The organism is Kocuria sp. KH4 (assembly GCF_053711175.1).
This window is the reverse complement of record NZ_JBSJYX010000026.1, coordinates 1-18,372: the sequence shown is the minus strand read 5'-3', so window position 1 is coordinate 18,372 and position 18,372 is coordinate 1. Positions and strand designations below refer to the sequence as shown.

Sequence of the window (18,372 nt, the reverse complement as noted above, 5' to 3'; positions counted from 1 at the left end):
TCTGCCTCGGCGCCGGGGTGGCGTCCTCCAGGTGGGGTGAAGCCGCGCACTGGATTCTGCCAGTGATCCGGAGTGCCTCGCGATGACTCAACTTCCTCTGTCGGCGTCCCGGGTGGACCGGATGCAGGACCTACTGCTGGGCAGCCCGCACCTGAAGGACTTCCTCGACGACTTCACCCAAATGATGGCGCAGTTCCTGGCCGTGGACGGGGAAGAGGTGTGGTGCGGGGTCACGCTGCTGCGCCGCAACCGCGCCGGCACGGTGGCCTCCTCCGGGGCCCGTGCCCGTGCGGTGGACGAGCTGCAGTACGGCTTCGGTGACGGCCCGTGCCTGACCGCTTCCCGGGAACAGCGACTGGTGCACGTGGCGGACATGCGCACCGAACCGCGCTGGGGGGACTACACCAAGGCCGCGATCGCTGAGGGCATCCTCTCGGCGGTGGGAGTGCCCTTCGAGCTGGGGGAGGAGGCCACCGCGGCCCTGGACGTGTACTCCGACCGGGCCGACCGGTTCGACGAGGCCACGATCACTGAGATCCAGCGGCAGGTGCAGGTGACCTCCAAGGCACTGCGCCTGGCCGTGCGCATGGATCGGCACCGCACCACCCAGAGCGATCTCGAGGCGGCGATGGCCTCGCGCACGCACATCGACCTGGCGGTGGGAATGATCATGAACCAGCAGCAGTGCAGCCAGCAGGAGGCCGCGGAGCTCCTGCGCGCATTGTCCAACCACCGCAACGTGAAGCTGCGCGATCTGGCCGAGCAGATGGTCACCGCCGCCGGACCGGTCACCCCTCACTTCAACTACTGACCCCCAGGGACCTGTGTCATTGTGACGTAGACCACCACTGACGGCGCTTACCCCGCCGCCAGTGGTGCTCTACGCTATTGCCCTGGTCAAGTAGCGGCCCTTCTGTTCCCGTACTCAGGATGCGAGAAGGTCGTTGAAACCCTCCAAGCTCTCTGTCGCCGTCCAGGTCGATCTGGACGGCCGCCACGTGACCATCAGGGTCACCGCCGGTGCGCTGACCGTACTGTCCCAGCAGGGGCTGCACGCGGTGATCCGCCGCGCACGCACCCTCACCCCAGCCACCACGGTCACCGTGGACCTCTCTGCCCTGTCCCGGGTCGAGGCCTCCGCCGTGGGGCTGCTCCGCCAGGCGCTGGAGGAGCCCGGGCGCACCGGTCGAGGGGGTGCGGTGCGGCTGGTGCTGCCTGCGCCGGCGCCTCTAACCGGGGGTAGCGTCGATGGTGTCGGCGACCACGGTGGCCGGCTTCCCGAGGGGTCGCTGCGCGGCGTGGGTGCCGGCCAGGAGGTGGCGGCATGATCGGTCACCGGCAGACCCACACCGACACCCTCAGTGATCCGGCGGGCGCGTCGTGGCGTGCACCCGGGCTCGACGTGCTGGAAGGCAGCACACGGCTGGGTCCGGGCGAGGCGTTCCCGGCGGATCTGGGGTCGCTGACGCTGGTGGAGCTGCAGGTCCTCCACTCCCGGGTGTCCCTGCAGCTGGAGGACGAATACCTGGAAGCCCCGGCAGGCCCGCACCCGGTGACCCTGGATCGCCACCAGGAACTCCTGGACGCCCTTGACGCCCACCACCGCACCGACGCCCTCAGTGATCCGGCGGGTGCGTCGTGGCGTGCACCCGGGCTCGACGTGCTGGAAGGCAGCACACGGCTGGGTCCGGGCGAGGCGTTCCCGGCGGATCTGGGGTCGCTGACGCTGGTGGAGCTGCAGGTCCTCCACTCCCGGGTGTCCCTGCAGTTGGAGGACGAATACCTGGAAGCCCCGGCAGGCCCGCACCCGGTGACCCTGGATCGCCACCAGGAACTCCTGGACGCCCTCGACGCCCACCGCCACGCTCGTGAGGGCGAGGGATGGTGAGTGCGCCCGGGTCCTCGGTCGCCGTGCTGCCGGCCCACGCGTTGACGCCGGGACGGATCGTGGAGATCTGGGACCAGGACACGTTCTGCTACCACGCCCAGGTCGAAGAACACGTCCCCCGCCTCGCAGTGGCCTGGGTGCGCGAAGTCGGCCTAGGACACCGCCGACTCGTCCTCACCGACCAGTGCCGCCACCCCGGGCGCACGGAACCGGCACCGGAGGGCCCGCCGCGATAACCCCACCTCCCCCTGGCCCCGTCCGGTGGGTACACGGCCGACGGCCCGGGCCCCGGCGCGTGGTGCGCCGGGACCCGGGCGTCGTGCGCCGGCGGGCGGGGACTCAGCCCGCGCAATCCCTGCAGTAGCTGGTGCCCGCACTGGTGCGGACGGGCTGGGGGCGGTGACGGATCAGGAAACAGATGCGGCAGGTGAACTCGTCGCTGCGCTCGAGGATGACCGCCACGCTGAGCTCTTCATGCGAGAGGCCGCCCCAGGCAGGTCGATGCCCTCGATGTGGATCACCACCGCGCCAGGAACCATGCTCTGCCAAAAGGTGCAGGGACGCAGTGGTGTCCTTCAGCGTTTAGTGATGCATCAAGTTACTATGGGGTACAGAAAGAGCGGGGACGGCATAGGGGCGGCAGGGGCTATTGATGACAGGCGCACTGATCACGGTGACCACTCGCGCCGGTGCGTTCCTGACCGCGGTGGTCCTCGCGGGGCTGTGGCTGTCCATCAGGGCTGACCAAGCACTGGACCCGGTCTGGATGGCACTGCTGATGGCCGGGGTGCTCATGCTGACCCTCGGGGTCGTGTCGAAGTTCGAGCGCAGCTCGCGCCTCTGGGCCCGCCAAGCGGAAGCGCAAATGCTGGCACGCCGGCGCGAGCTGCAATCGCTGGGAATCACCTCGACCCCTTCGCCTCGGATGTATTCCAGCGCACGGTAAGAGCACGCAGTCGGTTAGCCCACGGCGGCCACGAGCAAGCCACCTTACATAGGGCCCGTTAGCGGCGGACCGTGCCGCGGTGGAAGCTGGTCATACGCCCCGGGTTGCCACGATCGACGAGCGGGGCAGGGGAGAGCGCTCCTGTGGTGCCGGAGGACGAAGCCGATGGCTCCGTGCACGGCTCCCAGGATCCGGTTGACGCCGTTCACCACGCCGTTGACGACGCCACCCCCAGGCGGGCGTCATCTTCTCCGCGCACAACGCCCTCGACGACACCCTGGTCTTCCGCCAGGACATCACTGGGCCCACGATGAGGGCCGGGCGGCCGGCCGTCACAACCTGTCACAAACCCGGCCCGACGTCGGCCGAAGCGGCCGAGCGCGGCCGCCCGGCCCGAATGTGTCCCCACGTGTGTTTTTGTGACGACCGACCCCACCGTCCGTTGGACTGCAGAGCCGTCCATCGAGTGGGATGAGCGCACCACACCATCCAGAGCGGCCGAGAGATCTGGCTCGACGACGCCGCAGCAACCAGTCAGCCGACCCCGGGACATCGGGACCGGCGGGCACGGTGCTACCGCCAGGACCGATGGAGGATCGAATGCATCACCACGCCACCCAACAGGTCCACGCCGGCCGGGCACCGGACCCACTGACCGGGGCGGTCGTGCCGCCGATCGACCGGACCAGCACCTTCGTGCAGGACGGCATCACCGTGCTGCGCGGCGGCCACGAGTACAGCCGGAGGTCCACCACCCCGCCGCGGACCGGTCAGCGCCGCGTCACCGCTGCGGCCCGGGTAACCGGCAGCCCGGAGACCCGGACCGACGTCGTCCGGGCAGCGCCGGGGGTGCCAGGAGCATGACTGAGGCGACCTTCGGGAGGGCAGTGCACGAGCAGCAGGGAAGGACGTTCGAGATGAGTACGCACCTGGCAGGCAGGCCCCCGGTCCACAGTGAGGAATCGATGCATCAGACCACCAGGACGAACGACTTCACGTTCGGTATCAGCACGACCCGCTTCGATGAGGACTACTGCCCGTCGTCCAGTTCCCGGGGCACCACGAACTTCGCGAACCTGGCCCGCGGCGAGAACCGTCGGCAGAACCTCCGGAACACCCTGACCATGATCAATAATCGCTTCAACGACCTGGCCCACTGGGACAATCCCAGCCGGGATCGCTATGCCGTGGAGATTGAGATCGTCTCCGTGGACCTGCACGTCGCCGCCGACGGCGACGACGCGGTATTCCCCCTGATCGAGGTCCTCGACGTGCAGATCCTCGACACGCTGGCCAATGTGCACATCGACGGGATCGTGGGGAACAACTTCTCGTCCTACCTGCGGGACTACGACTTCAGCGTGGTGCTGCCGGAACACCACGCGAAGGTGTCCCGGTCCAGCATCCCCGATGACTTCGGCGAATTGCACGGGAAGCTCTTCACGCACTTCCTGGACTCCGATGCCTACCGCGAGCGGTTCCCTCAGCCGCCCGTGATCTGCATCAGCGTCTCGAGCACCAAGACGTACCGTCGGCTCGAGAACCACCATCCGATCCTCGGGGTCGAGTATCGGCAGGACGAATCCTCCTTGACGGATCGATACTTCGAGCAGATGGGACTGCGGGTCCGCTACTTCATGCCCCGCGGCGCGGTCGCGCCCCTGGCGTTCTATTTCCGGGGCGATCTCCTCAACGACTATTCCAGCCTGGCACTCATCGGTCTCATCAGCACGATGGAGACGTTCCAGAAGATCTATCGCCCGGAGATCTACAACGCCAATGCGGCGGCTGGTCGGATCTACCGGCCGAGCCTGGAGAGCCGAGACCACTCGGTGACGCAGATCGCCTACGACCGCGAGGAGCGCAGTCAGCTGGCCCTCATGCAGGGGAAGTTCACGGAGGAGCACTTCGTGAAGCCACACCAGACCCTCCTGGAGCAGTGGGCCGCGGCCCACTCCGGACGAGAGACGGAAGATCACGGATGAACACTCTGTTGCCCACCACCATCGTCGGCAGCCTGCCCAAGCCCTCCTGGCTCGCTGAAGGTGAGACGCTGTGGTCCCCCTGGAAGCTGGACGGCGAGGAACTGCGCGAGGGCAAGCGGGATGCGCTGAGCCTGGCCGTGGACGAGCAGCGCCAGGCGGGTATCGACATCGTCAGCGACGGCGAACAGACCCGTCAGCACTTTGTCACCACGTTCATCGAACACCTCAGCGGCGTCGACTTCGAACACCGGGAAACGGTGCGGATCCGTGACCGCTACGACGCGAGCGTCCCGACGGTCGTCGGCGCGGTGGGCCGTGAGCGGTCGGTTTTCCTCGACGACGCGAAGGCCCTCCGCGCGCGGACCAGCCGGCCCATCAAGTGGACGCTTCCCGGTCCGATGACCATGATCGACACCCTCTACGACAAGCACTACAGGAGCCGCGAAAAGCTCGCCTGGGAGTTCGCGAAGATCCTCAACCAGGAGGCCAAAGAGCTGGAGGCGGCGGGCGTCGACATCATCCAGTTCGACGAGCCTGCCTTCAACGTGTTCTTCGACGACCTCAAAGAGTGGGGCGTGGCCGCACTGGAGCGAGCGGCTGAGGGACTGCGCAGCACAACGGCCGTGCATATCTGCTACGGCTACGGCATCAAGGCCAATACCGAGTGGAAGGCGACGCTCGGGTCGGAGTGGCGCCAGTACGAGATGTCATTCCCGCTGCTCCAGCAGTCGACGATCGACATGGTCTCCCTGGAACGCCACAACTCCCGCGTCCCGGTCGAGCTCATCGAGCTGCTCCGAGGTAAGAAGGTGATGGTCGGGGCCATCGACGTCGCCAGCGACGCGATCGAAACCCCGGAGGAAGTGGCCGGCACCCTCCGGCAGGTGCTCCGGTTCGTCGATGCGGGCAAGCTGTATCCGAGCACCAACTGCGGCATGGCGCCACTGGCTCGACAGGTTGCGCGGGACAAAATGACCGCTCTCGCTGCGGGTGCCCAGATCGTCCGAGCGGAACTCTCCGGAGCGACCCCCTCGACCTGACGACCCGCCATGGTGCGGTGGTGATCGCCCTGCTGCCGGCCGCCACGGCGGTGGTGGCCGTGCTGCGCACCCGTGAGCGCCCCGCCCGCGCGTTTGGGGTGATCACCGGGATCGGGGCGGGGCGGCGATCGTCCTCGCCTCGATGTCCTCGGATGGCTTGGGCAGCTGCCCGGGGCCGATGTGCTGCTGCTGGGTGCGGTCACCGCCGCGGCTCTGGGTTAGGCCGATGGTGGGTTGCTGGCCCGTGAGCTCGTGAGCTCGTGAGCTGCGTTGCCGTAGTGTCGTTCGACCGTGGCGACGCGCACGGTGTAGTCCGTGTACCAGTCGCGGGCTCCTCGGTGCTGGGCCTGCAGGTGTTCGGTGACCTGTTTCCAGGCTCGGGCGTGCTGGGCGGTCTGCCAGTAGGACACGGTGATGCCGAACCCCTCGGCGTTGCGGGCGCTCTCCATCGACAGGAACCCGGGTTGTCGGCGGGCCAGCTCCTCCATGTGCTCAGCGGTGGCGTCGTACCCGTCCCCGGGGGCGGGCGTGGATCGTTGGCTGGTGAAGATCACCGCGGTGTAGGGGGGCCGCTCAGGGGTCATGCTCCCAGTATCAGGGCCGCCGGCCGGTGACGGTGGAGCGTGTACCAGGCCTGTGGTTCTTGCCGCCTCGACGGGTTGCGGTGGGGCCGGTGAGGTGGCTGCTCGCCTTCCGAGGTCAGTGTCCGGTGTCGAACCCGGGTCGGGTGGTGCGTTCCTGGGCGGGGAGCAGTTCCTGGAAGAGGGTGATCTGCAGCCCGGCCGGGGCGGCCAGCCGGGAGTTCAGCGACTGCCACGGGGCGCGCACCGGGGTGGCGAGCACCTCTCCGCCGGCATCCTGCAGGCGTCCGGTGGTCTTTGGAGCGTCGTCGACCTTGAGGGCCAGGCGGATGGCCGGGCTGGGGCGCCCGTCGGCGTCGATATCGAAACCCCGCGGCGCCGGCGGTGACGTCGCGGATCGCCACCGCCCCGGCGCTTGGCTGTGTCGCTAGTTCCAGTATTAGACAGTATGCTTAGTAATGCGTTCCGGGTGGCGTGAGCGCAATAGCTGGTGAAAAGGGGAGCGGTGTCGGCGGATCTCTAGGACTCGTTTGTCAATCCACGGGCCTACACGGCCGCCCCCATGGCCGCGGGAGTGGCGGTGTTCCACGCCGCCACCTGGGTCTTCAGTCACAGCGCTGAGCTCACCTGGGCTTCCTTGGCCATCGTGGTCCCGGACCCCTCTCAGGTGCCGATCATCGAACAGCTGGGACGGCTCAAGACCCGGGGGGTGCGGATGGGCACCATCGCCCAGGCCGAACAGGCCCGGCACTTCGACCGGGTGCTGATTGCCTACACCCCCGATGCCGCCACGATCGAACGCGCCGAGGCCCTGGCTGAGGCCCGGGTGGTGGTGGCCATCGGTGGCGACCCCCACGCGCTGCGCACCTGGGTGAACCAATACCGTCCGGTGCACCTGGGCGGCGCCGACCTGCTGGCCACCCCCACTCCCCAGCCATTGGGTCCCGGGCCCGTGGTGGCCGCCTAGCATGTGCGCTCTGATCACCTCTCGGGACGAGATGCGCCCAGCTTTCGCGCACTGGGCGCGATGGGCCATGTCTTGCAGCGGGGCCACCCCGGTCTCCTTCTGAGGCGTGTGCCGACAAGGGGCACAGTCTTTGGCCGAAGCCGGCAGATCTCCGCGGGAGTCTGCCGGCCTGTGTCATGACCGGGGTCGTCCCGCTCACCCGAACCCGACCACGGCCGGTAGAACTCCGGTGCGTGTCGGTCTTGTCCGCCGGGACCGGGGTTGGGGCGGGGTTCAGCGCAGCAGGCGGGAGGTGAACTCGATCTGCAGCTCGTGCGCCCGGTCCAGCGTGACCGGGTGCCCTCCGGCAGGGTCGGTGAGGTACTCCAGTTCCAGCTGCCGGCAGATGCGGCTGTGCAGGATCTGCAGGTGCTCCAGGGACAGGTCCAGCAGCTCCTCGGGGAACGCATCGTCCGGGCCCAGCCGGATGGCTCGCTCGAGGGTGGTCATTTCCGGCGCGGCAGCGGGGGTGGGCCCGGTTCCGGCGGGCCCGCTCATCCGGTCACCGCCGGCGCCGTGTGAGAGACAGGCTGGTGGACGGATCCGGCACGGCGGTGGCGGCCGAGGAACCCGGCAGGCAGGGTGCCGGCAGGCAACGGGGGAAAGCGCGAAGGCATAGGGAGAAGTCTTTCGCTGAGCATGACCAAGGGATCGGTCGGCTACTTGACCAGGTCAAAGCATAGCCTCCGGCCCCGGGCGCACCAACACCGCGCACCTGCGCTGTCAGTCGGGGCGCTGGTGCGCCCACGGCGCCTCGGGGGCGTTGAAGTGGGTGGTGGCGGGTTGGCCGGTGCTGGAGGCCACGAGCTCGACCGCCAGCTCCCGGACCTTGATCCCGCGCCGGGCCGCGGATGCGGCCAGCAGCTCGAACGCCTCGGACTGGGTGCAGTGCTGCTGGGCGATGAGGATGCCCACCGCCACGTCGATGGTGGTGCGCGAGCCCATCGCCGCGCTCAGGTCGGACTCGGTGTCCCGGTGCTTGGCCAACCGCAGCGCCAGGCGCAGGGCGGTGGAGGCGGCGACGACCTCCTGGGTGATCGCCGCGATCGCGTCCTCGTCGAAAGCATGCACGGTGCCGGCGTAGACGTTCAACGCCGCTTTGTCCGGACCGGGCAGATCGAAGGGAACCGCCACCGCCGAGTGCACTCCTTGGGCGGCGGCGGCCTGCCCGTAGTCCGGCCAGGGGCCCTGTGCCAGGTCCGGGGCGTGGACGAGCAGCTGCTGGCGGGCCGCGGTCAGACACGGCCCGTCGCCGTAGTCGTACTGGATCTCGTCGAGCACCTCGGCCCGGGCGTTGGAGCTGGCCACGGTGCCCACCCGCCCGTCGCGCAGCAGGGTCACCGCGCACCACACCGGCGTGCGCTCTCCGGTCAGGTGCGCGGCCATCACCTGGGTGAACTCCTCCAAGAACTCCCGCAGGTCCTCGCTCTCGGCCAGCACCTCGTGCAGGCGCAGCCGGGTGGACACCGACGGGAAAGAGGGAATCGGGCGGTGGGCCACCGAGGAGGGATCGGTCACGCGGAACACCTTTCGACAGGCGCCGGCATCGACGCCGTGGAGGCAGAACGGAAGAACATCAGAGTAGAGGAGCGAGCCGCCCGCTGAAGCAGAACGGCCAGACGGCTCACCATCCGTCCTGCTGCCCGCGGTATCGGGCACGGTCACCGCCACCACCGGACCACACGCTCAGGCCAGATGCCCCGAACGCACCCCGGCGCACGATAGGCACGAACGCTCCTCGGGGCGGCACGGTGCACCGTGACCGCCAACGGATCCGTGCATGGCTGGTGGGCGGCGGACTGCGCTTCACCTGAGGCGCCCCCTGGGCGCGTCAGAGGGGCGTGTGCGGTGCGGCTGCCTTGCTTCCGGTCTCACGCACGGCCTTGCGCTGCCGGGCGTGGTCGATGAACGTGATGACGGGCCCAGCGGTGATCCCGTGGATCACGATGGAGGCGACGATGACCAGTCCCACGATCCGCCACAGTGCCTGGTCCTCTGCGGCGAACTCGCCCTTGGACAAGGCGTAGGCCAGGTAGTAGACGGAGCCGATCCCGCGCACGCCGAAGAAGGCTATCACGGCGCGATCCCACGGGCCGGTGCGGCCCCCGGCCAGACCGACCCAACCGGCCAGTGGGCGGATGAGGAGCAGGAACGCCGCAGCCACCAGGACCTCGGTCCAGGTCAGGCCGGCGAGCAGGCCCCGGGCGACGGCCCCGCCCAGCAGTACGAGCACCACCACCGTGAGCAGGCGCTCGAGCTGCTCGATGTAGCTGTGCAGCACCCCGTGGAAGCCGTGGGTCCGCTCACCGGCCCGGATGGTCACCGCGCACACGAACACGGCGATGAACCCATAGCCTTCGATCATCTCGGTGATCCCGTAGGTGAGGAAGGTCGCGGCCAGGGCGACGAAACCCTCCGAGTGGGAGGCCATGCGGATGCTGTGGATCGGGGACCGGAAGAAGATCTGGCCCAGCAGCTTGCCCACCGCGAACCCGGCGAGGCAGCCGATCACGATCCGCCAGGCCACGTCCACGGCGGTGAAGTGCGGCAACCATGCCGCCGGGGCGGTCCCCACCACGCTGAGGGCGATAGCGAGGTAGACGAACGGGAAGGCCAGCCCGTCGTTGAGCCCGGCCTCGGAGGTGAGGCCGAAGCGGACCTCGTCCTCCCCGTCGAGATCCTCCTGGGCCTCCGAGGGGGCGGCGACCTGGACCTCGGAGGCCAGGACCGGGTCGGTGGGGGCCAGGGCGGCGGCCACGAGCAGGGCGGCGGCCAGACTCAGCCCCAGCACCGACAACCCCAACAGGGTCACCGCGAGCAGGCACAGCGGCATCGCGATGCCCAGCAGTCGCCAGGTGGTGGCCCAGCGGCGGAACCCCAGAGGACGGTCCAGGGCCAGGCCCGCACCCATCAGAGAGACGATCACGCAGATCTCGCTCAGATGCAGGGTGATCTCGCCGTGGGCCACCGGGTCCGGACTCGGCAGGCCCTCGGCCATGGAGAAGATCACCACCCCGGCTCCGAGGAACACCATGGGCATCGACACCGGAGCGCGCATCAACAACCGGGGAAGCAGCGCGGCGGCGAACACCGCCAGACCCGCGGCAGCGAAAATCAAACTCGGTGCTTCGAACACCTCAACCTCGTTCCCGCAGCGAGGCAGCGCTGCACCTGGGGCGACTCCTGTGGCCGCAACCGTGCTCCCCGGATCGAGGAACTCATCGTTCGCACGCGCACCCGCAGGGGCCACTCTCCGATGAAGGAGACCCTGTCGGGGAAACGCAGTGAATCCACTTCGGACGGGACCTTCTCCTGACGGACACCCCGGAAGTACGAGAACCTATTAGGCAGGCTGATGATTCGATCAGTCAACTGTCAGTCACGGTCGAGGTGCCCCCTGAGGCAGCGGCATGCCATCCGGTTTACGCAGGGCTGGTGTACGGACCCGCACAGGGGATTGCCCCGAGGCTGAGGCTTCCGATGAAATGATCAGCGGGCTGTCTGTCGGGTGGTCAAGTAGCCGGCCGCCCGGCAGGCGGCGCCCGAGGCGGGCGGCATCACGGCAGCCGGTCAGGGATGGATGGTGGGTCCCGTGCGGAACGGGGTGCTCCTGTTGGAGGGCTAGCGGTCGTGAGGTGGGTGGATGTTCTTCTGCCTCGGCGCCGGGGTGGCGTCCTCCAGGTGGGGTGCAGCCGCGCGCTGGATCCTGCCCGTGATCCGGGGTGCTTCGCGATGACCCAATCCCCTCCGTCGGCGTCCAGGGTGGACCGGATGCAGGACTTGCTGCTGGGCAGCCCGCACCTGGAGGACTTCCTCGACGACTTCATCCTGATGATGGCGGACTTCCTGGCCGTGGACAGGGGAGGCGGTGTGGTGCAGGGTCACGCCGCTGCACCGTCATCGCGCCGGCACGGTGGCATCCTCCGGGGTCAGAGAACTCGGTCCCGCCCGCTTTGCATATGACCCGGTGAGGGGGTGGCCTCCGGTTGGTGCGGGCCGGGTCCCGAACCTCGGCCAACGAGGCAGCGGGTCGATGCTGGGGTCAGTGCTGGCGTCGGCGTCTGCGCTGAGGCCTTCGGGCCGGTTGCTGTCCGGGCTACGAGTGCGTCCAGGGGCGGCGACCGCGCCGAGCGGCACGGTCGCCCCGGTGTCGACGCCGCCTGGCCGGTGCCGGCCGGCTTGTCACCCTCGCTGCCGGCAGCCGGACCACGGATGGTCGAGAGCGGGTGGAGGAGCTCCCGGCCGTTGTTCTTGCTGTGTCATTGCGGTGGCGGCGTCGAGGACCACGTCGTGGTCGCTGAAGGGCACGCGGCTTCCCCGCGGGCCGATCTCCATCCACTGTTCGTGTCCTTTGCCGTAGAGCGCCACCGTGCCGTCCGGACCCGCCGCCCCGAGGGCGAACCGGATGGCGTCCCGCCGCGAGGGCAGTTCGTGGATCTCCGGGACGGGCAGTCCGGCCGACCGTCGTGCCGCCACGGCCTGCCGGACGCCGCGCAGCACCGCGGCCCGGATGCCAGCCGGATCCTCCGATCGGGGGTTGTCGTCGGTCACCAGGATCACGTCGGCGCCGGACTCCACCGCGGCCGTTCCCGTGGGCTCCCGTTTCGTGGGGTCGCGGTCCCCGCCGGAGCTGGCCGTCACCACGAGACGACCCGGCGTGCGGATGCGCAGGGCGGCCGCGGAGGTGAGCATCGCGTCCGGGGTGTGGGCGAAGTCGACGACGACGGTCGGCCACCCCGGTCCGAGGTCGACGTGCTCCATGCGCCCCGGTACGCTCACCGGCCCGTCCAGCGCGGACGCCACCTCCGCGGAGGCCATGCCGAGCTCGAGCAGCATCAGTGCGGCCACCGCGGTGTTGGTCCGGTTGTGCTCCCCGGGCAGCGGCGTCCGCAGCCGGAAGCTCTCGGTCGGGCCGCGGAGGAGGAACGCGTCCTCACCCGGTCGGCCGAGGATGTGCCACTGCGCGTCCACCCCGAGATCATTGGCCACGCTCACCACGGGCATCCCGCGGGCGCCGGCCAGGGCGTGGAGGGCGCGGCCGTGCTCGTCGTCGACCACGACCACCGCCCGGGCGGCGAGCTCGGGGGTGAACAGGCGGGCCTTGGCCGTGAAGTAGGAGGCCATGTCCGCGTGGTAGTCCAGGTGCTCGTGGGAGAGGTTGGTGAAGGCGACGACGTCGTAGCGGATGCCGTCCACCCGGTACTGGTCCAGGCCGTGGCTGCTGACCTCCATGACACAGGCGTCGTTGCCCGCTCGGCGCATTCGCGACAGCAGTTCCTGCAGCCGCGGGGCGGTGGGGGTGGTGACCCCGCTGCGCCGACGCTGCTGGCCCACCACCGTCTCCGGGGTGCTCAACAGTCCGGGGCGCCGGCCCAGCCGGGCCAGGGCGGCCTCGAGGAGGTAGGCGGTGGTGGTCTTCCCGTTGGTGCCGGTGACCCCCAGCATCGTCAGGTCCGCGGCCGGGTCGCCCTGGAGCCGGGCGGCCACCGGGCCCAGCGCGGCCTGCGGGTTCGGGAGAACCATGACCGGAACCCCGAGCGAATGCCCCAGCATCTGCGCTCCACCGCGGTCGGTGAGCACCGCCACCGCACCGGCCTCCACGGCGGCCGCGGCGTGCTGCACGCCGTGTCCGCGTCCACCCTGTCGGGCGACGAAGAGGTCACCCGGGCCCACCTCGCGGTGATCCTCCACGATCCGGTGCACCAGGACGTCCTCCGCATCGGCGCCGTCCAGGAGCACCCCACCGACAGCGTGTGCCAGGCCGGCGAGGGGCACCGGCCGGGGCGAGGGCCGCTCACTCGGTGCACGCGCAGGAAGACTCACCCGGTCAGCATATCCTCGCCGCAGAAAACATCAGCACACGTATGAATCTGCTCAGGCCTGCCCGTGGGGAATCTCGGGGAGTCGTTCCCGGTGTCCCTCGGTAGCGCGGTCAATCGCTCCGACGATGTGTGGCGTCCCGCGCAGCGGCGAGACTTCCCTGCACCCCCGAGATAGTTCACAATAGGGAACGGAACGGCTGAGCGTTCCCTCCCCCTCCCCCCTTTTGACGCTCCGGCGGTCGTGCGTGCCTGCATGCCCCCGGGCAAGGAGAACATCCATGTCTCGTACCCCTCTGCTGTCCCTGGCGGCCCTCGCCGCGGTGGCGGCGCTGACCCTGGCCCCGGCCACCGACGCCGCCCCGCAGGCCGCGCCGACCCCGGCGCCCTCCACCACGGCGTCCTCGGCCACGGACTCTTCCGCCACGGTCTTGTCTGCCACCGGACCGACGGCGCAGTCCGTGTCGGCCAAGGCCGGCGGTCAGGCCAGGAAGAGCGCCTTCCTGCCGGTTCCCCAGGCCTCGGCGGACTCGCCCGTGCCACCCTCCGCGCACCTGCACTCCGAGGACTCCCTCACCCCCACCGAGGGAACCGCATCGGTGGGTCTCACCACCGCCTCCCGCCCCACCGCGCCGGCCTCGGCCTTCACCGTCTCGACGGCCGCTCTGACCACCACGGCCACCGCGACGGCCACCACGGCGTCGACCACCACCTCCCCGGCGGTGCGCACCTGCCCGATGCGCTTCGGCGTCGGGACCCCCGGCGGCTCAGGAGCCTCGTCCGAGCTGGCCGAGGTGGCGTCGCTGACCGGGGAGAAGCCGGCGATGATCCTGGCCTACAAGGACTTCAAGCAGCCGGTGCCGTACTGGGAGCTCGAGCAGGCCCGTTCGGCCGGGGCCACCACCCTGCTGACCTGGGAGCCGTGGGTCTGGGGTGGGGGGCTGAACCAGCCGGCCTACTCCCTGGACCGGATCGCCGCCGGGGACCACGACGCCTACATCACCGACTGGGCGAAGCGGCTGGCCAGCTGGGGCAACCCGGTGATGCTGCGCTTCGGGCACGAGATGAACGGCAACTGGTACCCGTGGTCCGAAGGGGTCAACGGCAACGGGACCGGGGACTACGTCGCGGCCTGGCGCCACGTTCACGACATCTTCACCAAGGCCGGGGCGTCCAACGTGGAGTGGGTGTGGAACCCCAACGTGCCCTACTGGGGCTCCACGCCCCTGGACGGGCTCTACCCGGGCGACGCCTACGTCGACACCGTCGCCCTGGACGGCTACAACTGGGGCACCTCCCAGTCCTGGTCCTCCTGGCAGCACCCGTGGGAGCTCTTCGGCTGGGGTCTGTCCGAGATGCGGCGAATCGCGCCGGGCAAGGAGATCATCGTCGCCGAGACCGCCAGTGCTGAGGCCGGCGGCTCCAAGGCGAAGTGGAACGCCGACCTGGTGTACTACCTGGCCCGTGAACCCGGTGTGACCGGTCTGGTGTGGTTCCACTACAACAAGGAGACCGACTGGCGGATCAACTCCACCACCACCTCCGCCACCGCCCTGGCCAACGAGCTGGCCAAGCGTCCCTGCCCCTGACCCTGACCCGGCTTGTTCCGTGCCGGTTCTGCGCTGAAGGCCGTCGCCCCTGCCGGGGCGGCGGCCTTCTCCGTGACCGGACGTCTCCGTGGGATTCCGTCTTCTGCACCGCTTGCCGTGCTGCGGCCCGGCGTCCAGGGCTCCGACGGCGGGTGCGCGCACGGTGTGGGCACTCTACGGGCGGGAGGCGTAACAGTTTGACAAGTGACATCCGGTTACTCCGGGCCTACCTCTGGCCGCAGGAAACGTCTAGCGTCGCCCTCAGCTCGGTGCCGTGACTCCGGGCGTTTCCTCTGGTGGCTGACCGCGGGGTCGGACGTCCACTCTGTTCCTCTGGAAGGTTGCGCATGCGTGCTCTCATCGTCCTGGCCGTGATCGGCTTCTTCGCCCAACTGGTCGACGGCTCCCTGGGCATGGCCTACGGGGTGACCTCCACGTCCCTGCTGCTGCTGGCCGGCATCGCCCCGGCCTCCGCCTCGGCCGTCGTGCACCTGTCCGAGGTCGGCACCACGCTGGTCTCGGGGGCCGCGCACTGGAAGTTCGGCAACGTCGACTGGCGGGTGGTCGGGATCATGGCCGTGCCCGGCGGGATCGCCGCGTTCGTCGGCGCCCACGTCCTGGTGAGCCTCGACGGGGACGCGGCCAAGCCGATCGTCTCGACCCTCCTGCTGGGACTGGGCATCTACGTCCTCTACCGGTTCCTGCGCCTGCCCACCTCCCGGCCGGTGTTCACGGGCACCCTCCGCAAGCGCCTGCTCGTTCCGCTGGCCGTCGTGGCGGGGGTCCTGGACGCCATCGGCGGCGGCGGATGGGGGCCGGTGGGGACCCCGACCCTGCTGGCCTCGGGCAAGATCGCCCCCCGCAAGGTCGTCGGCTCCATCGACACCTCCGAGTTCGTCGTGGCCCTGGGCGCCTCCCTCGGTTTCCTCACCGGGCTGGGGGCCGCCGGCATCGACTTCGCCTGGGTGCTCGCGCTGCTGGCCGGCGGCGTGGTGGCCGCCCCGATCGCCGCCTGGCTGGTGCGCCATCTCGCCCCGCGTGTGCTCGCCGTGGCCGCCGGCGGGCTGATCATCCTCACCAACACCCGCACCCTCGTCAACACCGACACCGTACAGGCCCTGCTCGGGTCCACCACGGGCGCCGTCCTCCTCTGGGCACTGCTCGCGGCCTGGGTCGCGCTCATCGTCTGGGCCGTGCGGCGGGAGATCCGCACCCGCGTCCAGGAGCGCATCGAGGAGCGCGCGATCAGCTCCGTGCGAGGCTGAGCCCGGCCGGATGCCGTCCCGGGGACCGCCTCGAACATCGAGGCGGTCCCCGACCACCTCCGTCGTTCCTGCGCAGTGGAAGGACCGCCCCATGACCGCGACGCCGCCACCCAGCCGTCGACCCGCCGCCGAGCACAGGTCAGTCGCCGCGGGGCGGGTCCACGACCTGGTCCCGCTGCGGGAGGCCACCCGGGTGTGGTTCACGATCTCGCTGCAGACCTTTGGCGGCCCGGCCGGGCAGATCGCGGTCATGCAACGATCCCTGGTGGACGAGCACCGCTGGATCGGGGAACGCCGCTTCCTGCACGCCCTGTCCTACTGCACCCTGCTGCCCGGGCCCGAGGCGCAGCAACTGGCAATCTACATCGGCTGGCTGCTCAACGGCACCCGCGGCGGACTCATCGCCGGGACCCTGTTCGTCCTGCCCGGGGTCGTGGCCCTGCTGCTCCTCTCGGCGATCTATGCGGCCTTCGGGGAGACCGCCGTCGTCATCGCGCTGTTCGCGGGGCTGGCCCCGGCAGTGCTGGCCATCGTCGCCCAGGCCGTGCGCAAGGTCGCCCGGCGCGCCCTGCACCACCCCGCCCTGGTGGCCCTGGCCGTGGCGTCGTTCCTGGCCCTTGCCGTCCTCGACGTTCCCTTCCCCGTGGTCGTGGCCGCCGCCGCGGCCGTCGGCTGGGGGATCGGCCGGGTGCGCCCGGCCGTCATGGCCGCTCCGGCGAAGGAGGACACCGCCGACGGCCCGGCACCGGTGATCTCCGACGACGCCCTGCACCGGACCCGCCCCTCCGCCCGCCGGGCCGCCCTCGTGCTGGGGGCGGGGATCCCGCTGTGGCTCGCCCCGGTCGGCCTCGCCGCCCTGCTGACGGGCCCGGAGAGCGTGTTCACCCAGCAGGGCCTGTTCTTCTCCGGCACCGCCCTGGTCACCTTCGGCGGGGCCTACGCGGTGCTGGCCTACGTGGCCCAGCAGGCCGTGGCGACCTACGGGTGGCTGGGGCCCGGGGAGATGGTGCGCGGCCTGGCCCTGGCCGAGACCACCCCCGGGCCGCTGATCATGGTCGTGCAGTTCGTGGCCTTCCTCGGCGCCTTCCGCGACCCCGGCACCCTGGACCCCTGGGTCGCGGCCGTGCTGGCGTCGCTGCTGACGACCTGGGTCACGTTCGTGCCCTGCTTCCTGTTCATCTTCCTCGGCGCGCCCTACGTGGAACGCCTGCGCGGCAACCGGTCCCTCTCGGCCGCCCTGACCGGGATCACCGCCGCGGTGGTGGGGGTGATCGCCGACCTGGCCGTCTACTTCGCCGTCCACACCCTCTTCGCCACCACCACACCCCTGACCTGGGGGCCGATCCACCTCGAGGTCCCCGACGCGGGCAGTCTGCAGCCGGTGGCCGTGGTCATCACCCTCGCGGCGATGGTGACGGTCTTCCGGCTCAAGTGGTCGGTGCTGCGCACCCTCGGGGTGTGCGCCGCCACCGGTCTGGTCATCGGACTGGCCGGGATCCTCCTCTGACAGCCGACGCGCTCTTGCGACGGACCTCCGCGCCGTACGGTGCTGTCACCGGTCCGGGGGACGAGCCGCCCTGTCGGCATCCCACGGCGCGGCCGCAAGGCAGTCCGCGCCGAGGACGATCCGGCACCGCTGCGGGCGCTCCCGCGGCATACCGCCTCGTCACAAAGGCATTTTTGCCCTTGCCTTCGCGACTGTGAGCCAATTCATGGGTACGGTGCGAACCCCATCGCTGCTCACGAAAGTCGAGAGACCCATGAGAAGAAGTGCTGCCGGCGCCGCCCTGATCGCTGCGGTCGGATTTTCCGCGCTGACCACAGCCCCGGCCTCCGCCCTGTCGTTCCCGCTGTTCGAGAGCTGTGACGCCGCCGCGGCCGCGGGCGTCTACAACATCCCGGCCGGGGACCCCCGCTACACGCCGCAGCTGGACTCCGACGCCGACGGGACCGCCTGCGAGAACCCCGACTACGCCTACGTCCCGCTGCCGCCGGTCGGTGACGTCCCCACCGACCCGCAGATCGAGCAGATGCCCGTCGGCGGCGCGGACACCGGGGTGTCCACCGCCCCGGAGGAGTCCGGCACCGGCGTCGCCGCCCTCGGCCTGGCCGGACTCGGTGCCGCCGCCGGTGGCGTGCTGTGCGCTCGCCGCCGCAGCGTGCGCCCCTGACCCACCCCCGGCGGCACGGCCCCCGTCCTGGCCCCGAGCAGGGAGCCGGAGGGGAACGACCACGGCGCGGGGCCCCGGCCCC

19 protein-coding genes and 1 riboswitch are annotated in these 18,372 nt (G+C 70.1%); of the genes, 12 read left to right on the top strand and 7 right to left on the bottom strand.

Features of this window, described 5'->3' with window-relative positions:
• Nucleotides 1-82 precede the first annotated feature (82 nt).
• The 3 genes from ACWCOM_RS15810 (at nucleotide 83) to ACWCOM_RS15800 (ending at nucleotide 1,888) form a co-directional block, all read left to right on the top strand.
• Nucleotides 83-811, top strand: a complete 729-nt coding sequence (locus ACWCOM_RS15810) for a GAF and ANTAR domain-containing protein (RefSeq protein WP_454549708.1) — start codon at nucleotides 83-85, stop codon at nucleotides 809-811.
• Between the two features lie 133 nt (nucleotides 812-944).
• Nucleotides 945-1,328 (top strand): hypothetical protein, encoded by a 384-nt coding sequence (locus ACWCOM_RS15805; protein WP_454549707.1) that lies wholly within the window; start codon nucleotides 945-947, stop codon nucleotides 1,326-1,328.
• Nucleotides 1,325-1,888 carry a hypothetical protein gene (locus ACWCOM_RS15800; protein WP_454549706.1) on the top strand — a complete coding sequence of 188 codons (564 nt, stop codon included), beginning with the start codon at nucleotides 1,325-1,327 and terminating at the stop codon, nucleotides 1,886-1,888. The genes ACWCOM_RS15805 and ACWCOM_RS15800 overlap by 4 nt, the downstream gene beginning before the upstream one ends.
• Nucleotides 1,889-2,227: 339 nt before the next feature.
• Here ACWCOM_RS15800 and ACWCOM_RS15795 read toward each other — a convergent pair whose 3' ends face one another.
• The gene (locus ACWCOM_RS15795) at nucleotides 2,228-2,350 is read right to left on the bottom strand and encodes a DUF4193 family protein (protein WP_454549705.1); all 123 of its coding nucleotides are present in this window, start codon (nucleotides 2,348-2,350) and stop codon (nucleotides 2,228-2,230) included.
• 190 nt (nucleotides 2,351-2,540) lie between these two features.
• Here ACWCOM_RS15795 and ACWCOM_RS15790 point away from each other — a divergent pair, with 190 nt between their 5' ends.
• From ACWCOM_RS15790 to ACWCOM_RS15775, 4 genes are all read left to right on the top strand, one after another.
• On the top strand, nucleotides 2,541-2,834 hold the full coding sequence (locus tag ACWCOM_RS15790; RefSeq protein ID WP_454549704.1) for a hypothetical protein: 294 nt from the start codon (nucleotides 2,541-2,543) through the stop codon (nucleotides 2,832-2,834).
• 482 nt (nucleotides 2,835-3,316) lie between these two features.
• Nucleotides 3,317-3,429: riboswitch (SAM riboswitch) on the top strand.
• A gap of 5 nt (nucleotides 3,430-3,434) precedes the next feature.
• Nucleotides 3,435-3,698 (top strand): hypothetical protein, encoded by a 264-nt coding sequence (locus ACWCOM_RS15785; protein ID WP_454549703.1) that lies wholly within the window; start codon nucleotides 3,435-3,437, stop codon nucleotides 3,696-3,698.
• A gap of 101 nt (nucleotides 3,699-3,799) precedes the next feature.
• Entirely contained in the window at nucleotides 3,800-4,819 is a 1,020-nt protein-coding gene (locus tag ACWCOM_RS15780; RefSeq protein ID WP_454549702.1) for a DUF1852 domain-containing protein, read from the top strand.
• Nucleotides 4,816-5,859 (top strand): methionine synthase, encoded by a 1,044-nt coding sequence (locus ACWCOM_RS15775; protein WP_454549701.1) that lies wholly within the window; start codon nucleotides 4,816-4,818, stop codon nucleotides 5,857-5,859. The genes ACWCOM_RS15780 and ACWCOM_RS15775 overlap by 4 nt, the downstream gene beginning before the upstream one ends.
• Before the next feature lie 218 nt (nucleotides 5,860-6,077).
• Here the strand turns inward: ACWCOM_RS15775 and ACWCOM_RS15770 are convergent, their stop codons facing one another.
• Complete coding sequence (locus ACWCOM_RS15770; protein ID WP_454549700.1) at nucleotides 6,078-6,443, bottom strand: antibiotic biosynthesis monooxygenase family protein; 366 nt, start codon at nucleotides 6,441-6,443, stop codon at nucleotides 6,078-6,080.
• A gap of 115 nt (nucleotides 6,444-6,558) precedes the next feature.
• Complete coding sequence (locus tag ACWCOM_RS15765; protein ID WP_454549699.1) at nucleotides 6,559-6,702, bottom strand: hypothetical protein; 144 nt, start codon at nucleotides 6,700-6,702, stop codon at nucleotides 6,559-6,561.
• 300 nt (nucleotides 6,703-7,002) lie between these two features.
• Here ACWCOM_RS15765 and ACWCOM_RS15760 point away from each other — a divergent pair, with 300 nt between their 5' ends.
• The gene (locus ACWCOM_RS15760) at nucleotides 7,003-7,407 is read left to right on the top strand and encodes a hypothetical protein (RefSeq protein WP_454549698.1); all 405 of its coding nucleotides are present in this window, start codon (nucleotides 7,003-7,005) and stop codon (nucleotides 7,405-7,407) included.
• 273 nt (nucleotides 7,408-7,680) lie between these two features.
• Here the strand turns inward: ACWCOM_RS15760 and ACWCOM_RS15755 are convergent, their stop codons facing one another.
• The 4 genes from ACWCOM_RS15755 to ACWCOM_RS15740 form a co-directional block, all read right to left on the bottom strand.
• Nucleotides 7,681-7,896: a hypothetical protein gene (locus tag ACWCOM_RS15755; RefSeq protein ID WP_454549697.1), complete on the bottom strand. Its 216-nt coding sequence runs from the start codon at nucleotides 7,894-7,896 to the stop codon at nucleotides 7,681-7,683.
• Between the two features lie 273 nt (nucleotides 7,897-8,169).
• Complete coding sequence (locus tag ACWCOM_RS15750; RefSeq protein ID WP_454549696.1) at nucleotides 8,170-8,964, bottom strand: ANTAR domain-containing protein; 795 nt, start codon at nucleotides 8,962-8,964, stop codon at nucleotides 8,170-8,172.
• A 313-nt stretch (nucleotides 8,965-9,277) separates the two neighbouring features.
• Nucleotides 9,278-10,582 carry a cation:proton antiporter gene (locus tag ACWCOM_RS15745; RefSeq protein WP_454549695.1) on the bottom strand — a complete coding sequence of 435 codons (1,305 nt, stop codon included), beginning with the start codon at nucleotides 10,580-10,582 and terminating at the stop codon, nucleotides 9,278-9,280.
• Nucleotides 10,583-11,628: 1,046 nt separating this feature from the next.
• Nucleotides 11,629-13,221 (bottom strand): Mur ligase family protein, encoded by a 1,593-nt coding sequence (locus ACWCOM_RS15740; RefSeq protein WP_454549694.1) that lies wholly within the window; start codon nucleotides 13,219-13,221, stop codon nucleotides 11,629-11,631.
• Between the two features lie 325 nt (nucleotides 13,222-13,546).
• Here ACWCOM_RS15740 and ACWCOM_RS15735 point away from each other — a divergent pair, with 325 nt between their 5' ends.
• From ACWCOM_RS15735 to ACWCOM_RS15720, 4 genes are all read left to right on the top strand, one after another.
• Nucleotides 13,547-14,854, top strand: coding sequence for a glycoside hydrolase family 26 protein (locus ACWCOM_RS15735; protein ID WP_454549693.1), 1,308 nt, complete (start codon nucleotides 13,547-13,549; stop codon nucleotides 14,852-14,854).
• Nucleotides 14,855-15,201: 347 nt separating this feature from the next.
• Nucleotides 15,202-16,119 (top strand): sulfite exporter TauE/SafE family protein, encoded by a 918-nt coding sequence (locus ACWCOM_RS15730; RefSeq protein ID WP_454549692.1) that lies wholly within the window; start codon nucleotides 15,202-15,204, stop codon nucleotides 16,117-16,119.
• Between the two features lie 91 nt (nucleotides 16,120-16,210).
• Nucleotides 16,211-17,626, top strand: coding sequence for a chromate efflux transporter (gene chrA / locus ACWCOM_RS15725; protein WP_454549691.1), 1,416 nt, complete (start codon nucleotides 16,211-16,213; stop codon nucleotides 17,624-17,626).
• A 253-nt stretch (nucleotides 17,627-17,879) separates the two neighbouring features.
• On the top strand, nucleotides 17,880-18,290 hold the full coding sequence (locus tag ACWCOM_RS15720) for an excalibur calcium-binding domain-containing protein (RefSeq protein ID WP_454549690.1): 411 nt from the start codon (nucleotides 17,880-17,882) through the stop codon (nucleotides 18,288-18,290).
• The last annotated feature ends 82 nt before the right edge of the window (nucleotides 18,291-18,372 follow it).

Bases quoted from the DNA above. Each gene is read 5' to 3' on its own strand.
- ACWCOM_RS15810 (WP_454549708.1), top strand. From the start codon at position 83: ATGACTCAACTTCCTCTGTCGGCGTCCCGGGTGGACCGGATGCAGGAC.
- ACWCOM_RS15800 (WP_454549706.1), top strand. From the start codon at position 1,325: ATGATCGGTCACCGGCAGACCCACACCGACACCCTCAGTGATCCGGCG.
- ACWCOM_RS15790 (WP_454549704.1), top strand. From the start codon at position 2,541: ATGACAGGCGCACTGATCACGGTGACCACTCGCGCCGGTGCGTTCCTG.
- ACWCOM_RS15785 (WP_454549703.1), top strand. From the start codon at position 3,435: ATGCATCACCACGCCACCCAACAGGTCCACGCCGGCCGGGCACCGGAC.
- ACWCOM_RS15780 (WP_454549702.1), top strand. From the start codon at position 3,800: ATGCATCAGACCACCAGGACGAACGACTTCACGTTCGGTATCAGCACG.
- ACWCOM_RS15775 (WP_454549701.1), top strand. From the start codon at position 4,816: ATGAACACTCTGTTGCCCACCACCATCGTCGGCAGCCTGCCCAAGCCC.
- ACWCOM_RS15770 (WP_454549700.1), bottom strand. From the start codon at position 6,443: ATGACCCCTGAGCGGCCCCCCTACACCGCGGTGATCTTCACCAGCCAA.
- ACWCOM_RS15760 (WP_454549698.1), top strand. From the start codon at position 7,003: ATGGCCGCGGGAGTGGCGGTGTTCCACGCCGCCACCTGGGTCTTCAGT.
- ACWCOM_RS15755 (WP_454549697.1), bottom strand. From the start codon at position 7,896: ATGACCACCCTCGAGCGAGCCATCCGGCTGGGCCCGGACGATGCGTTC.
- ACWCOM_RS15735 (WP_454549693.1), top strand. From the start codon at position 13,547: ATGTCTCGTACCCCTCTGCTGTCCCTGGCGGCCCTCGCCGCGGTGGCG.
- ACWCOM_RS15730 (WP_454549692.1), top strand. From the start codon at position 15,202: ATGCGTGCTCTCATCGTCCTGGCCGTGATCGGCTTCTTCGCCCAACTG.
- chrA (WP_454549691.1), top strand. From the start codon at position 16,211: ATGACCGCGACGCCGCCACCCAGCCGTCGACCCGCCGCCGAGCACAGG.
- ACWCOM_RS15720 (WP_454549690.1), top strand. From the start codon at position 17,880: ATGAGAAGAAGTGCTGCCGGCGCCGCCCTGATCGCTGCGGTCGGATTT.